The 14,500-nt window shown below is 63.2% G+C and carries 13 protein-coding genes; 5 read left to right on the top strand and 8 right to left on the bottom strand.

Annotated features, from left to right (window positions below; all coding sequences use genetic code 11):
* The first annotated feature begins 124 nt into the window (after window positions 1-124).
* Together QCE88_RS17905 and QCE88_RS17900 are read left to right on the top strand one after the other, a co-directional pair.
* Window positions 125-1,468 (top strand): LLM class flavin-dependent oxidoreductase, encoded by a 1,344-nt coding sequence (locus QCE88_RS17905; RefSeq protein WP_309904520.1) that lies wholly within the window; start codon window positions 125-127, stop codon window positions 1,466-1,468.
* 70 nt (window positions 1,469-1,538) lie between these two features.
* Window positions 1,539-2,222, top strand: coding sequence for a TetR family transcriptional regulator C-terminal domain-containing protein (locus tag QCE88_RS17900; protein WP_309904518.1), 684 nt, complete (start codon window positions 1,539-1,541; stop codon window positions 2,220-2,222).
* 34 nt (window positions 2,223-2,256) lie between these two features.
* Here the strand turns inward: QCE88_RS17900 and QCE88_RS17895 are convergent, their stop codons facing one another.
* Window positions 2,257-2,874 carry a TetR family transcriptional regulator C-terminal domain-containing protein gene (locus tag QCE88_RS17895; RefSeq protein WP_309904516.1) on the bottom strand — a complete coding sequence of 206 codons (618 nt, stop codon included), beginning with the start codon at window positions 2,872-2,874 and terminating at the stop codon, window positions 2,257-2,259.
* Window positions 2,875-2,951: 77 nt separating this feature from the next.
* The gene (locus tag QCE88_RS17890; protein ID WP_309904514.1) at window positions 2,952-4,298 is read right to left on the bottom strand and encodes an LLM class flavin-dependent oxidoreductase; all 1,347 of its coding nucleotides are present in this window, start codon (window positions 4,296-4,298) and stop codon (window positions 2,952-2,954) included.
* A gap of 212 nt (window positions 4,299-4,510) precedes the next feature.
* Between QCE88_RS17890 and QCE88_RS17885 the strand changes: the two genes are divergently transcribed.
* Genes QCE88_RS17885 through QCE88_RS17875 form a run of 3 tightly spaced genes read left to right on the top strand, consistent with a single transcriptional unit; the run spans window position 4,511 to window position 7,337 of the window.
* Window positions 4,511-5,575 carry an extracellular solute-binding protein gene (locus QCE88_RS17885; protein WP_309904512.1) on the top strand — a complete coding sequence of 355 codons (1,065 nt, stop codon included), beginning with the start codon at window positions 4,511-4,513 and terminating at the stop codon, window positions 5,573-5,575.
* Between the two features lie 53 nt (window positions 5,576-5,628).
* Window positions 5,629-6,126 carry a 6,7-dimethyl-8-ribityllumazine synthase gene (locus tag QCE88_RS17880; protein WP_309904510.1) on the top strand — a complete coding sequence of 166 codons (498 nt, stop codon included), beginning with the start codon at window positions 5,629-5,631 and terminating at the stop codon, window positions 6,124-6,126.
* Window positions 6,123-7,337, top strand: a complete 1,215-nt coding sequence (locus QCE88_RS17875) for an ABC transporter substrate-binding protein (protein ID WP_309904508.1) — start codon at window positions 6,123-6,125, stop codon at window positions 7,335-7,337. The genes QCE88_RS17880 and QCE88_RS17875 overlap by 4 nt, the downstream gene beginning before the upstream one ends.
* Here QCE88_RS17875 and QCE88_RS17870 read toward each other — a convergent pair.
* The 6 genes from QCE88_RS17870 to QCE88_RS17845 all read right to left on the bottom strand — a co-directional run bounded on the left by QCE88_RS17870 (window position 7,268) and on the right by QCE88_RS17845 (window position 14,402).
* Window positions 7,268-8,596, bottom strand: coding sequence for an NtaA/DmoA family FMN-dependent monooxygenase (locus QCE88_RS17870; RefSeq protein WP_309904506.1), 1,329 nt, complete (start codon window positions 8,594-8,596; stop codon window positions 7,268-7,270). The genes QCE88_RS17875 and QCE88_RS17870 overlap by 70 nt on opposite strands.
* A 23-nt stretch (window positions 8,597-8,619) precedes the next feature.
* Entirely contained in the window at window positions 8,620-9,807 is a 1,188-nt protein-coding gene (locus QCE88_RS17865) for an ABC transporter ATP-binding protein (protein ID WP_309904505.1), read from the bottom strand.
* Between the two features lie 36 nt (window positions 9,808-9,843).
* Window positions 9,844-10,683 (bottom strand): ABC transporter permease, encoded by an 840-nt coding sequence (locus QCE88_RS17860; protein ID WP_309904503.1) that lies wholly within the window; start codon window positions 10,681-10,683, stop codon window positions 9,844-9,846.
* Window positions 10,670-11,494 carry an ABC transporter permease gene (locus QCE88_RS17855; RefSeq protein WP_309904501.1) on the bottom strand — a complete coding sequence of 275 codons (825 nt, stop codon included), beginning with the start codon at window positions 11,492-11,494 and terminating at the stop codon, window positions 10,670-10,672. The genes QCE88_RS17860 and QCE88_RS17855 overlap by 14 nt, the downstream gene beginning before the upstream one ends.
* Window positions 11,495-11,527: 33 nt before the next feature.
* Window positions 11,528-12,673 (bottom strand): extracellular solute-binding protein, encoded by a 1,146-nt coding sequence (locus QCE88_RS17850; protein WP_309904498.1) that lies wholly within the window; start codon window positions 12,671-12,673, stop codon window positions 11,528-11,530.
* 193 nt (window positions 12,674-12,866) lie between these two features.
* A complete protein-coding gene (locus QCE88_RS17845; protein WP_309904496.1) occupies window positions 12,867-14,402 on the bottom strand; it encodes an AMP-binding protein in 1,536 nt (511 codons plus the stop codon).
* Window positions 14,403-14,500 lie beyond the last annotated feature (98 nt).

Raw genomic sequence — 14,500 nt, 5'->3', positions numbered from 1 at the left:
TCCGATTCCGCGCCTCCCCTTCCTTGTTCATAAATTTTGTTGGACATCCAACATATATTGAGCTACCTTTTATCCTCATCGCCGCGTCGCCGCGACGCGGTCCACCCCTTTTCCCGGAGTCGAAATGAAGCCCCGAGTCATGCATATTGGCGCCCTGCTGTCCCACGTCGGCATTCATCCGGCTGCGTGGCTGCATCCAGGCACGCCGCTCGGTGGCGAAGTGGACCTTCCGTTCTGGATCAATCTCGCCAGGATCGCTGAACAGGCAAAACTCGACTTCATCTTTCGCGCCGATTCACCTGCCAGCCGCGACGGCGATATCGACGCCATTACGCGCTATCCAGGCCATATTGCGGATCTCGAACCGGTCACGCTGATGTCCGCGCTCGCGGCCGTCACGAAGCACATCGGCCTTGCCAGCACGGCCTCGACGAGCTTCTACGAGCCCTATAACGTCGCCCGCCTGTTCGCCACGCTCGATCATCTGAGCGGCGGACGCGCGGGCTGGAACGTGGTCACGTCGTCCGCGCCGCTTGCCGCGCTCAACTTCAGTCGCAGGGATCATGAAGATCACGCGCGCCGATATGCGCGGGCGAACGAATTCGTCGATGTGGTGCTGGGCCTGTGGGATAGCTGGGACCAGGACGCCTTCATCCGCGACCGGGCAAACGGCCGCTTCTTCGATCCGTCGAAGCGTCGCGTGCTGGATCACAAGGGCGAGTTTTATCAGGTGCGCGGCCCGCTCGACGTACCGCGCAGCCCGCAGGGCCGGCCCATCTTAATCAATGCCGGAGGCTCGGAGGCCGGCATGGAAATGGCGGCCCGCACCGCCGACGTCGTCTTCAGCGTGGACCGCAATATCGACAAGGCAAAGGCGTTCTATGCCGATCTCAAGGGCCGCATGGGCAAGTACGGCCGCCGTCCGGAAGAGCTGAAGATTCTCTGTGCGCTCAATCCTTTCATCGGGGCCAGCGACGCCGAAGGCCAGGAAAAGCTGGACTTGCTCCAGTCGATGATTCATCCGGCTGTTGGCCGCGAGATTCTGTCCGTGGACCTGGGCGGCATCGACTTGCGCGATCTGCCGCTCGACGAACCCATTCCCGAATCGGTGCTGCCGCCTTCCAGCAATGCCACCAAGTCCTACTTCGACAACATGGTCTGGGCCATCCGCGAACAGGGGCTGACCGTGAGGCAGCTGTATCTGGCCTGCGCCGCTTCGCGAGGCGGCATGAATGCGATAGCCGGCTCGGGCGAAACCATTGCCAACCGGATGGAGCAATGGTTCAACGAGGGCGCGGCGGACGGCTTCATGGTCCGCGTTTCGCATCTGCCCGGGGGTCTGGAGGACTTCGCCCGTCATGTGTTGCCCGTGCTGCAGGAGCGCAAGCTGTTCCGCACTGAGTATTCCGGTCCGACGCTACGCGACCAGCTGGGTCTCGCGGAGCCGGCGCGGCATCGCGTGTCGTGAGCCGTTCGAGGCTGACTTACAATACGTGATCGTCGAGTCGTGAAATGATCTGAACGGGAGACCAGCACCCATGGCGACACCTCTTTCGTCTGCCCGCAAGAAGCGCGGACCTTCGCGGATCGCCATCGAACGGCGGCGCGACCTGATCGAAGCGGCAATACGCGACATTGCACGAAATGGCTATGCCACCGTCACCGTGGCCTCGATCTGCGCGGAAGCCGGCTTCTCGCGAGGCCTGATCGGCCATTACTTCACCAACAAGGAAGAGCTGCTGCTCGAGGCCGTCAAGACCGTCGCCACCGAGCTGGGAAGCGCCATCCGCGACGCTGCCAATGCCGCCAAGCCGGACCCCGCCCAGATGCTGCATGCGCTGATCCACGCCAGCTTCACGCCGCCCGGACTCACGGACGAAAAGATCGCCGTCTGGGTATCGCTCGCGAGTTCGGCACGCTGGTCCGAGCAACTGGCGAAGATCTATCGCGAAATCTGGGTGGACTACCGCTCCGGCGTAGGCCGCCTCTTCACGCGCGCAGCGGAAGCGCGCGACGTCGCCATCAATGCGTCGCATGTCGCGCTCGCTTTTTCACAGCTGGTGGAAGGACTGTGGATCGGACTGGCCGCCAATCGCAGCAGCATCAATGCGAACGATGCCGAGCATTGCTGTCATCACTACGTCGATCTGATCCTCGATGCGAAGACGCAATCGCCCGCAAGCGCAGCACCGGCCCCGCGCAAGCGCCGCGCGCTGGCCTGACGGTTGCCAGCTTGCGGCTTCACCCCGTCCGGCGTTACGGCTGCCTGAAGATGGCGTCGAGGTAAGTCAGGCAGGCCGACTCGGCGCGCTGCCGGCTGATCTCAGTGGAATCGGCAACCCAGCCCACCCATAGACCTTCGATCAGATGCGTGAACGTGAGCGCAGCCAGCCTCGCGTCGAGTTCGATGCCGCGTGTCTGCGCGGCGCGCTCGAACAAGCGTGCGAGCGCCTCGCGATACCCCGTCCATAGCTCGTGATAGAGCTGCGTCAGTTCGGGCGACCAGCCCGCGTTGCCGGCCAGTGCTGCCCACACGCAGGCATGGGCCTCGGTGAAGGCCGGCTTGCTGAAGCTCGCACGCGCCGTGGCATAAAGGCGCGCGACGGCGTCTTCACCCGCCGCCGATACCGCCTTGCGAGTACTCGCGCCGATCTCCGCGGCGACCGTCTTCACCGCTTCCAGCAGCAACTGATCCTTGCCCTTGAAGTAGTGGCCAATCAAGCCACGCGAGATGCCCGCAGTCTCACTGATGGTATCGACGGTGACGTCGTTGTAGCCAATCTCGCCGATCGACACGATGGCCGCGTCGATCAACTTGCGCTTGCGCGCCTCGGGGTCGCGCGAGCGCGTACCTTCCGCGGGTTTGACACTCATTCGATTTCTCCCACTACTGGACGGCGCACAGGCTGCGCGGCCCATGTTCCAGGCAGCGTTAGATATTAGCAGATGCCTCAGGCCGCACCGCGCCGCTGCTGGACGCGCGGACGCGGAAGACCCAGATGTTCGCGCAGCGTCGAGCCGCTGTAGCCGGCCCTGAAAAGACCACGCCGGCGCAACTCCGGAATGACCAGCGTGACGAAGTCCTGAAGACCGTCCGGCAGCGACGACATGCCCAGCATGAAGCCGTCACACGCGCCCTGCTCGAACCATTCCTGCATCTCGTCGGCAATCTCCTCCGCCGTGCCCACGATGAACTTGCCGCCGCGCGCCACCGCATATTTTTCGTAGAGTGTGCGCAGCGTGAGCGTGCCCTCTTCGGACATCGCGCGAATGTACTCGAGATAACTCTTGCCGCCTTCTGTCGATGCAGGAATGCGGTCGAGCGGCAAAGGGGCATCGACGGACAGGTCCGAAAGATCGATGTTGTCCAGGTCGATCGCAAGAATCTCCCGTCCGACATCGGGATGCAGCTTCTCCTGCAAGCGCGCGAGCTTTTCCTCCGCCTCGCCTCGCGTGCGGCCCACGATGGGATTCAGCGCGCTCACGATCTTCAGGTCGTCACGCGAACGCCCGAAGGCCTCGAGGCGCCCTTTCAGGTCGGCATAGAAGCGTTGTGCGCGTTCGAGCTCGGCTTCGGACGAGAAGACCAGTTCGGCCGTCTCGGCTGCCAGCGCCTTGCCGGCCTCCGAACCACCCGCCTGGACGATGACCGGATAACCTTGCGGCGGCCTCGCGATGTTCAGCGGGCCGCGTACCGAGAAATGCTTGCCTGCGTGATCGAGGCGACGCAGCCTGGCCGGATCGAAGAACGTCGAGGTCGCGCGGTCATACACGAACGCATCGTCATCCCAGCTATCCCACAGACCCTTCACCACGTCGATGAATTCCTTCGCCCTTTCGTAGCGTGCCGCGTGACCGGCGCGCGCGTCGCCGCCGAAGTTCAGCGCCGCGGCCTCCTGCGAGGTCGTCACGACATTCCATGCCGCGCGGCCGCGGCTCAGATGATCGATCGAGGCGAACTGGCGCGCCAGATTGTAGGGCTCGTAAAAGCTGGTCGACACCGTGGCCGCCAGGCCAATGCGGTTCGTGGCCGCCGAGAGCGCCGCCAGCAACGTGACCGGCTCGAACTGGTTGGCGTACAGCGGCCACTTGCTGATCGCATGGAGGTTGCCATTGCGGATCGCCGGAACGTCCGCGAAGAAAACGAAGTCCAGCGCACCGGATTCCGCCGTCCGGGCCACGTCGATGTAATGACCGATATCGTTCTCGGCTCCATCCGGAGCATCGGCCACCAGCCACGCTGCCGGATGATTGCCGTAGGGCTGGATCAACACGCCTATCTTCATCTCTGTCTTCATCAATTCGCTCCGGGTTAGCCTCGGTGATCGACACGCACCGCATCGCTTGCGTTATTTTTTTGTTGAACGTATAACAAGACTAACACGGACAAAAAGACTGTCAACAACCGGCGAGGCGGCGGATACGAACCGGACCGCTTTTTCGTCGCACAGGAGGATGTCTTATGAACGCAAGGTCCAGACGGGTTCCACTGTCTGAAGCGGCATCGTCGATGCGGCGCAAGATTTTGAAAGCCGCAAGCGCCGGCACGCTGCTGTCCGGTTTGTCGAGTCTGGCGCCGCGTGCGTCGGCACAACAGAAGACGCTCAATATCGCGTCCTACGGCGGCAGCTACAACGATGCGCTGAGAAAGGCATGGCTCGATCCGTTCGAGCGCGAGACCGGCATCAAGGTCAATCTCGGCGTCAATGCAAGCCTGTCGCTCGCGAAGTTGCAGACCATGAATCCGAACGGCGCGGAGTGGGACATCGTCGATCTCACGGCAACCGAATACAGCATTGCACAGGCGCAGAACGTCCTTGCTCCGCTCGATCCGAAACTCGTCGACACGAGCAGGATGCTGCCGGACTATGTCGCCAGCCACGGTTTCTGCTATGCACTCTATATCTGGGGCATGGCGTGGGACCGTCGCAAGATCCCGGACGCGAGCGCGCCCAGGTCATGGGTGGAGTTCTGGGACACGAAGCGCTACCCCGGCAAGCGCTCCCTGCTGGCCGTGAACAACGACGGCGCGTCCATGGAGGCTGCGCTGCTGGCGGACGGCGTACCGGAATCGAAGCTCTATCCGCTCGACGTGCAGCGCGCCTTTCGCAGTTTCGACAAACTCGGACGCGAGAATATCGTGTGGGCCAATGGCAATCAGGAGCCGGTTCAGCGCCTGACCTCCGGCGAATGCGCGCTGGCGGGCATGTACGTCGGGCGGGCCATCATGGCCAATCGCGCCGGCGCGCAGATCGGGTTTTCATTGACGCAATCGAATGTCGGCATGGACTATCTCGGCGTGATCCGCAATGCTCGCAACAAGCCCGAAGCCTTCGCGCTGCTCAATTACATTGCAACGCATCCGGAGCGCGCGGCCGAATTCACTGCCATTACATCTTATCCGGTGCCGATCAAAGACCTTGCGTCGCTCTTGCCGCCGAACGCAGCCGACGTCAAGGCGGTCCTGCTCGACGATCCGATGGTCCGCGCCAAGGTGCATTTCAAGGACACGAAATGGTGGGTGGATAACCTGCCTCAAGTCGCTGCGGCGTTCAAGCAGTGGCAGCTCATCTGACGGAAAAGCGTTTCTCGTTCCCACTCAAGCCTCAATCACACGGTCTGACAGGCATGACGCACACCTCATCGATCACTTCACGACGTCGCCGCATCGCTTTCGTTCAGGCTTGCTGGCATCGCGACATCGTCGACAACTGCAAGGCGGCCTTCCTCTCGACCATGCTTGAACTGGGCTATCGGGCCGATGACCTGCACTGCTTCGAAGTCCCCGGCGTCTTCGAGATACCGCTCTGTCTCAAACGACTGATAGCGAGCGAGGAATTCGATGCCGTCGTCGCGGCGGGGTTGATCGTCGATGGTGGAATCTACCGGCATGAATTCGTGTCGACCGCCGTGATCGACAGCCTCATGCAGCTTCAGTTACAGACCGGCACGCCGGTCATTTCCGCCGTGCTCACGCCGCAGCGCTTTCATGAGAGCGATGTGCACCATGCCTTCTTCCTCGAACACTTCAAGGTCAAGGGACGTGAAGCCGCACACGCCTGTCACCAGACCCTGGACACGCTGCAACGCGTCGAGGCTTCCCTGACCCAAAGAGGCACACGATGAACCTCAAGACCTGCGTAAGCGCGTCCCTCCTGATTTTCACGCAGGCTTGCCTGGCTCAGGTCAAGGTCGGCGTCACGGTGAGCTCCACCGGCCCCGCCGCTTCTCTGGGCATTCCGGAAAAGCAGACTCTCCTGCTGATGCCGGCGAAGATCGGCGCCTATGACGTCGAGTACATCGTGCTCGACGACGCGTCGGACGCGACCACGGCTCGCAAGAACGTCCTGCGCTTCACCACGCAGGATCACGTCGATGTGATCATCGGTTCATCGACCACGCCCGCAACGCTCGCCAACATCGAAGTTGCCGGTGCATCGAAGACGCCGATGATCAGCCTGGGCGCCGGCTCCAGCATCATCGAGCCGATGAACCCCAACCGGCGCTGGGTCTTCAAGACCCCGTACAACGACAAGACAACCGCGAACGCCACCGTGCGTGACATGCAGCGCAAGCACATCAGGACGGTTGCCTTCATCGGCGCGGACGACGGTTATGGGGAAAGCTGGCTGAAGGAACTGAAGGCTGCGACGGGCCCGGCCGGCATCGCGCTCGTGGCGCAGGAGCGCTTTTCTTCGCGCGATCCATCGGTGGTCGCACAGGTGCTCAAGGTCATTGCAGCGAAGCCCGATGCGGTCCTGATCGCCGCGTCCGGCACGCCCTCCGCGACACCGCAGATCGAGCTTCGCGACAAAGGCTACAAGGGCCCGGTCTATCAGACGACCGGCGTGCTCAACGAGGATTTTATCCGCGTGGGCGGCAGGGCCGTCAACGGCACGCTGGTCGCCGGCGCGCCGGTGACCGTGGCGGCCGAACTGCCGGACTCGCATCCCCCAAAGCAGCCGGCCATGGCGCTGACCGCCCTGTGGAAAGGCAAGTTCGGTACGGACAAGGTGAACGCATTCGCCGGTTATGCTTGGGACGCGTATCTCGAACTCAACGCCGCGATTCCGCTCGCAGGCAAGACTGCGCGGCCGGGTACGCCGGAATTCCGGAGTGCATTGCGCGATGCGCTGGAAGGCCTTCGAAACGTGGCGACGACGAATGGTCTCGTCACGATGTCGGCATCCGACCATAACGGCTATGGCCCCGACGCACCGTCCATGCTGACGGTGCAGGACGGCAAAAGTAGGTTTCTCCAGCCGGCTCAGGCGTCCCCGTCCCACGCCTTGGGGCGGGGCAGATGCAGATGGCCCCGCAAGGTGTCCGCTTCATAAGCGCGCCGCGCATAGCCCTTCTCCTGCAGCGCCGGGACAAGGTGCGTGCAGATGGCATCGACCGAATCCGGGAAGGTCGGCGCATTGAGGCTGAAGCCATCGCAAGCGCGGGCCTCGAACCACGCGATCATCTGCTCCGCCACCGCTTCCGCAGACCCGCAGATCAGCAGATGCCCCATGGCGCTGCTGAAGTTGATCAGCAGATCGCGCAGCGTACTGCCGGGCTGGCTGGCAACCGTCCTGTAGGCGAGAATCCGCGGCCCCGACGGATGCGTCCGCCACACGTCGAAGCGTTCCGCGGGCACCGGTTGATCGAGAGCAATGCCATCGAGAGACACCGAGAACATCGCGCGGAAACGCTCGCGCAAGTCCTGGAAATCCATGAACGCAATGATCGATTCGAACAGATCGCGCGCTTCGGCATCCGTGCGGCCAACGTAGGGAATGAGACCCGGCAGGACCTTCACGTGATCCGGGTCCCGGCCGAACCGCACCACACGTTCCTTTTGCTCGCGGTAGTACTGGATGGCCTGGTCCTTGTCCGGCTGAGTCGTATAGATGATGTCGGCGAATTCGGCGCCGAAGTTCAGGCCTTCGGCGGATTGACCCGCCTGGACCAATACCGGATGGCCTTGCGGGGAACGCGGTATGTTCAGCGCGCCTTTTGCCCTGAAGAACTCACCTGCGAAATCGAGCGGCTTCACCTTGTCCCGCCGCAGCCAGTGCCCGCTCGTTTTGTCGTTGATGACGGCGTCATCGCTCCAGGCAGACCAGAGCTCGCGCACGAGGCAGACGAACTCGGCCGCGCGCCGGTAGCGGTCCGCCTTCGCCGGCAGCGCGATGCCATGCGCGTCCGCGCCGAACGTGGAGGTCACGATGTTCCAGCCCACCCGTCCTCCGCTCAGCAGATCGAGCGCGGCGAGCTGACGCGCGATCGTGAACGGCTGATTGAAGGTCGTCGAAAGCGTGCCGATGATCCCGATCCGCTCCGTCACCGCAGCGAGCGCACCCATCGTCGAGATGGATTCATACGGGCTGCCCAGCGCGAGATCGCCGTCCAGCAGGAAGTCCGCGCCCGGAATATCCGCGACGAACACGGCATCGAGCTTCGCCGCTTCGTAGCGCTGCGCAATGGCCTTCACGATGCCCACCGTACCGATCTCTCCCGACCGGCTCGTCGGCAAGCGCCAGGCACGCGCGTCGTAGCCGCCCGGCGCGAGAAACCCACTCAACACCATGTTCGATCGACGCCCTCTCATGATTTCCTCGCCCTGATTGTGTTCTAGACCGCTTCGCGCAACTGCACGCTCATGTCGTGCGTCTCGCGACCGCTTCCCGCCACTTGCATGTCGCCCGGTTCGACATCCACGCCGAGCACTTTCGCGTCTTCCCTCGACCAGCCGAGCCGGACGGCCGCGCCCTCCGCAAGCCTGCTGATGCGCTCGGGCGCGTTGCCGATGATCGACGTGATCTCGACACCTGATGCCACCGTGCAGACCCGCACGAACTTGCCGAGGAACGCGACTTCGCGCACGACGGCATCGACCATGATCTCGGCGCGTTCATCAGCGGCGAGCACGCTGATCTTTTCAGGGCGAATCGAAACGAAGGTCTCCGGGTTGCGGCTCAGTTGCGCCCGCTCGACATCGGACGCTGCCGGGAAACTGAACCCCGACGCGAGCGTCACTGTCACGGCGTCAGTTCCGGCCGTGTCCGCGACGCACGACAGCAGGTTCGTCTCGCCAAAGAAGCTCGCGACGAACGGCGTGCGAGGCGACGCATAGAGCTCGCGCGGCGTTCCTATCTGCACGATCTGACCATGGTTCATCACCGCGATGCGATCGGACATAGTCATCGCTTCTTCCTGGTCGTGCGTCACGAACAGGACCGATATGCCGAGCTTGCGCTGCAGGCTCTTGATCTCGTACTGCATGCGCTCGCGCATCGACTTGTCGAGTGCACCGAGCGGCTCGTCGAGCAGCAAGGCATCCGGCTGGAACACCAGCGCGCGCGCCAAGGCCACCCGCTGTTGCTGTCCGCCGGACAGTTCGCGCGGACGCCTTTCCTCGAGGCCCGCGAGACCGACCTTCTCGAGCATTTCGAGCGCCATCGCGCGCCGCTGCGACTTCTCGACGCCCCGCATGCGCAGCGGAAATTCGACGTTCTGGCGCGCACTGAGATGCGGAAACAGCGCATAGCCCTGGAACACGATGCCGAAGTTGCGATCCTTCGGCGCCCGTCGCACGACATCGACGCCGTCCACCTTGATCGCACCCGAACTGGGCGACTCGAATCCGGCGACCATCATCAACGTCGATGTCTTGCCCGAGCCGCTCGGCCCGAGCAACGTGACAAACTCACCCGGTTCGATGGCGAGCGACACATCCTTCACCGCCTTGAAACTGCCGTACGCCTTCGAGACATTTTCCAGGGTGACGCGTTTGACCTGTGGCATTTCTGATCGAGACATGACTGAATCCGGAAACGAGAGTGAAGAGATCGGGCGTTAGCGCAGCACTGTCTTCGGCCGAGCGAGGCTCTGGTAGCCGTTGACGATCAACGCGACGAAACTGATGGCCAGCAAGACGGTGGACACGGCCGCGATCTTCGGCGTCAGATCGAATTGCAGCGCGGTGAACATCTGCACGGGCAAGGTCACGGCATTCGGCCCGGACAGAAACAGCGCAATGACTACTTCGTCGAAGGAGCCGATGAAGGCGAAGATCGCGCCGCCGACCATGCCCGTGCGAATGACGGGCCAGTAGACATCCACCAGCAGCGCGGTTGTCGTGCCGCCGAGACTGCGCGCTGCCCGATGCAGCGCGGGGTCGAGTCCGGCCAGCGAGGTCTGCACCGAGACGAACACATACGGCGTGACAACCACACTGTGCGCGAACGCAATCGACACCCAACTCGAACCGAGGTTCAGCGTCGACGAGAACAGATAATCCGCGAGCGCGAGCACGACCACCGGCACGAGCAAGGGCAGCATGATCAGCGTAGAGAAGAAGCTCCTTGCAGGCACATCGTTGCGATGCAACGCGAGCGCTCCGCCGGTGCCGGCCGTCACGGCGATCACAGTGGCGAGCAGCGCCACCTTGAACGACGTCAGTGCCGAAGCGACCCATTGCGAATCGCGCAGCAGATCCGCGAACGCATGCCCGGACCATCCGTCCGGCGGAAACATGAGGATCTCGCCGCTCGTCATCGACATCGGCACGATGATGAGGATCGGGCCCAGCAGGAAGACGAAGATCGGCAGGCACGCGATCACCAGCAGCGCATGGCCCGAGAGCCCGATGCGCGGCGCCTTGAAGCCCGGCGCGTGCAGTTCAAATTTTTCCATACTGACCTTCCTTCGGAATGGAGTGATAGAGCGCGATAAGGAACGCCGTCGCAATCAGAATCACCAGGGCCAGCGCGGAAGCCATCGGAAAGTCGATGATCTGATGCGTGTAGAAATCGACCAGGTTCGCGACCATCATTTCGCGCGGGCTGCCGAGCAGCACCGGCGTGATGTAGAAGCCCAGGCAGATGATGAACACCAGCAGGCCGCCTGCATACAGGCCCGGCCGGGTCAGAGGCAGGGTGACGGAAACCACCGTTCGCCAGCCCGGCGCACCGAGGCTCTTGGCGGCGCGGTACAGGCGCGGATCGATCGCGAGCATCGAGCTGTAGATGGGAAACACCGCATAAGGAATGACGTAATGCACCATGCCGATGACGACCGCCAGCCGCGTATGCAGCAGCGGCAGCGGATGTGAGACGATCCCGAGGTGTATAAGCGCGAGGTTGATGACGCCGTTGTCCTGAAGTAGCGCGGACCACGCGAAGTTCTTGATCAGCGCGGCCGTCCAGAACGGCAGCAGGATGGCCGCCATGATCCACGCCCGCGCACGCTCGCCCGACTGAGCCAGCAGCGCCGCGATGGCATAGGCGAGCAGCACGGCGACAAGCGTCGTCTCGAGCGAAATCACCAGCGTGTTCTGCGCGATGCGCAGGAAAATCGGCGAAGCGAACAGGTCGCCGAACGTGCCCAGGCCTTTCTTGAAACTCAACTGGGCAATCATGAGGATGGGCGTAGCTGCGGCCAGTCCGTAGAGGATCAGGACCGGCGTCAGCATCAGTGACTGGGTGAGGTTGAAACGTCGAGGCATGGCCAGATTCCCTTGGTCGGTTCGTGTCACTCGCTACGACAGCTGCCACGCCTTGAAGGCCGCGGCAACCTGGGGCAGATTGCTGGCCCAGTAATCGTCTTCCTCGTAGAACACCTTGGCGCGCACGTCAGGATTGCTCGGCAGCACGGCCTTGACATCCGCCGCACTGGCCGGCAGCAGCGCCTCGATGCCCCTGATCGGCACCGGATAGGACGTGATGGCCGTGAAATCCGCCGCGCGTTCGGGATGGGTCGCGATGTAGTTGAGCAGCGCGAAGGCTTCGGGCTTGTTGCGGGCATTGCGGATCACGCCAAGAAAGTCTCCCGCGACCGCCGCGCCGTCGAGCGTGAAGCCGATGTTCGCGCCCGAGCGGTTCGCCATGATCGAGCGCCCCACGTACATGCCGGCGAGCACGCACTCGCCCGACGTGAGCCGCTGCACCGGCTCCTGATTGGTGGAAGCCCACACGATGTTGTTCCGGCCGAGCTTGTCGAGGCTCTTGAAGGCGCGTTGAATGTCGAGCGGATAGAGCCTCGACGGCGGCACGCCGTCCGCCTGCAACGCGGCTTCGAGCGCGTGCCCGTTCGTGTTCACGGTGATCAGCGAACGCTTGCCGGGATACTTTTGCGTGTTCCAGAAATCGGCCCATGACTTCGGCGCCGAAGCGTCCGGGATCTTGCGACGATCCCAGGCCATGCCCCACACATACGCCGCGTAGCCAAAGCCATGGGTCTTGACGTACTCGGGCAGCAGCCGGCTCGTATCGACCTGCTTCGGGTCCATCGGCAGAAGCATGTCCTGACGGGTCGCGATGCTGAACTCCGGGCCCGTCAAGTCAACAATGTCCCACTCGGCGCCATTCGGATTCATGGTTTGCAGCTTCGCCAGCGACAGGCTCGCGTTGACACCGAGATTCACCTTGATGCCCGTCTCCCTTTCGAACGGTTCGAGCCACGCCTTTTTCAATGCATCGCCATAACTGCCGCCGTAGGACGCGATATTCAGCGTCCGGCTCTGCGCTGCCGCACTGCGGATCAACGCGCCCGACGTCGAGAGCACGAGCCCGGCCGTGGCTGCTTTCAGCACGCGACGGCGGGCCGTCTGCGCGTCATTCATTTCATCGATGAACTGCGTGCTGCTCTCTGCGGCATGGCGGGTCCGTCGGGTCCGTCGGGTCATTGGACAGTCTCCAGTTGGGCGACTCGAAGCAAGGGTCACGTCTGCGCGTCAGCGCGCACCGTTGCAATGAAGCGGAAAGAAACGCGTCGTTACTTGTTATACGTTCAGCAAGATAACGACGTGCGGAATGCCGGCAATCCGGGCATCCGGACGGATCACGCGCGGGTGCGCCTCCGTCCGAAGTCAGACGGGCTCAACTCGCCTGCAGGTAGGAATCGATGACGGAGCGCTTCTGGATCTTGCCGGTCGGTCCTTTCGGAATCTCGTCCCAGATCTCGACCGTTTTGGGTATCTTGAAGCTGGCAATCTTGTCGCGGCAGAACGCGCGCACGTCGTCGGGCGTGAGGCTGAATCCAGCGCGCACCGAGACGACGGCGTGAATGCGGTCGCCCCACTTCTCATCGGGCAAGCCCACGACGCAGACTTCACGAACGGCTTCGTGCTCGGCGATCACGTTTTCGATCTCGGTCGGAAACACGTTGTAGCCGCCGGTCTTGATGCGGAACTTGGCACGGTCGCTCAGATAGAGGTAGCCGTCTTCATCCTGCCGGGCGATGTCGCCCGTGCACAGCCAGCCGTCCTTCACCGCTTCGGCGTATTTCTCGGGCGCGTTCCAGTAGCCCGAGGTCACGAACTCGGTCCGGATCAGCAGTTCGCCTACTTCGCCGGCCGGAACGTCGCGCATCTCGTCATCGACGATACGCACATCCACGTACGGCAAGGGCCGCCCCGCCGATGAAAGCAGGCCCGGACGTTCCCGGATCGCCAGCTCGTGCTCGGACGGAAACAGCATCATCGACATGCCCATCAGCTCGGTGGTCCCGTACATCTGGAGCAGCTTGCCGCCCAGCACGCGCGCGGCTTCGCGGACCATCGAGGGCGGCAGGGGCGAAGCGCCGTAACCCCATTGACGCATCGAGCTCAGGTCGAAATCGGACGCCCGTCCCGACGTCACCAGTGAAGCGAGCATCGTCGGCACGAGCACGGTGATGGTGGTCTTCTCCTGCTGGATCAGCGCGAGCGCCGCCGCCGGATCCCAGTCCCCGACGATGACCGTCTTGGAACCGTGCACGACATTGCGCAACAGATGCATGATGGGTACGCCGCTCGCGGGCATGGCATGCAGCCAGACATCGTCATGGTTGGCACCCTCCGCGAGCGCGATGGCCTGGGTCGAGCGCAGCATCGCCTCGTGCTGGTACACGGCGCCCTTCGGCAAGCCCGTCGAGCCGGTCGTGTAGCAGATCATCAGATGATCGTTGGGCGTCTGCGGCAGCGGGTCGCTGCCCGCGGCCTGCGTGAGGCATTCGGTGTAGTCGAGCAGGAACGGATGGCCGTCGTGCATGCCGATGACGACCGGCTTCTGCGCGCTCTCGAGAAGCGCGGCTTCGACCATCGCGCCGTAGCGGGCATGGACGAACAACACGGCCGGCGCCGAGTCATCGACCAGCTGCGCGAGTTCCCGTGCGGCAAGACGGCCGTTGAGTCCCACGCGCAATGCGCCGATCTTCGCGCACGCATAGAAGACCTCGGCGACTTCGACGCAATCGGGCGACACAATGCCCACGCGATCGCCCGACGACACACCCAGCTCACGCATGTAGCGCCCGAGTGCATCGCTGTTCAGATGGATGTCCTGCCAGGTCGTGCGACGTCGGTGATCGACGTAAGCAGGCGCACTGCCGCGCACCCGCGCGTGCCGTTGGACAAGTTGCCCGAACGTATTCATCGATTGCTCCCAAGGCTTGAATGCGTGGCCGCGCATGCGTCATGCGCGCCGGGTTGACGACTCCGACCGGGATGCCGCAAGCGGAGTTTCGTGTGCCG

Source organism: Caballeronia sp. LZ035 (assembly GCF_031451175.1).
Classification (GTDB): domain Bacteria; phylum Pseudomonadota; class Gammaproteobacteria; order Burkholderiales; family Burkholderiaceae; genus Caballeronia.
The sequence above is the reverse complement of the archived record's forward strand: the minus strand, read 5'-3'. Positions and strand labels throughout refer to the sequence as shown.

Coding starts and splice junctions, on each gene's coding strand:
- QCE88_RS17860 (WP_309904503.1), bottom strand. CDS start 10,683: ATGGAAAAATTTGAACTGCACGCGCCGGGCTTCAAGGCGCCGCGCATC.
- QCE88_RS17845 (WP_309904496.1), bottom strand. CDS start 14,402: ATGAATACGTTCGGGCAACTTGTCCAACGGCACGCGCGGGTGCGCGGC.
- QCE88_RS17855 (WP_309904501.1), bottom strand. CDS start 11,494: ATGCCTCGACGTTTCAACCTCACCCAGTCACTGATGCTGACGCCGGTC.
- QCE88_RS17885 (WP_309904512.1), top strand. CDS start 4,511: ATGCGGCGCAAGATTTTGAAAGCCGCAAGCGCCGGCACGCTGCTGTCC.
- QCE88_RS17875 (WP_309904508.1), top strand. CDS start 6,123: ATGAACCTCAAGACCTGCGTAAGCGCGTCCCTCCTGATTTTCACGCAG.
- QCE88_RS17895 (WP_309904516.1), bottom strand. CDS start 2,874: ATGAGTGTCAAACCCGCGGAAGGTACGCGCTCGCGCGACCCCGAGGCG.
- QCE88_RS17890 (WP_309904514.1), bottom strand. CDS start 4,298: ATGAAGACAGAGATGAAGATAGGCGTGTTGATCCAGCCCTACGGCAAT.
- QCE88_RS17880 (WP_309904510.1), top strand. CDS start 5,629: ATGACGCACACCTCATCGATCACTTCACGACGTCGCCGCATCGCTTTC.
- QCE88_RS17900 (WP_309904518.1), top strand. CDS start 1,539: ATGGCGACACCTCTTTCGTCTGCCCGCAAGAAGCGCGGACCTTCGCGG.
- QCE88_RS17870 (WP_309904506.1), bottom strand. CDS start 8,596: ATGAGAGGGCGTCGATCGAACATGGTGTTGAGTGGGTTTCTCGCGCCG.
- QCE88_RS17865 (WP_309904505.1), bottom strand. CDS start 9,807: ATGTCTCGATCAGAAATGCCACAGGTCAAACGCGTCACCCTGGAAAAT.
- QCE88_RS17905 (WP_309904520.1), top strand. CDS start 125: ATGAAGCCCCGAGTCATGCATATTGGCGCCCTGCTGTCCCACGTCGGC.
- QCE88_RS17850 (WP_309904498.1), bottom strand. CDS start 12,673: ATGACCCGACGGACCCGACGGACCCGCCATGCCGCAGAGAGCAGCACG.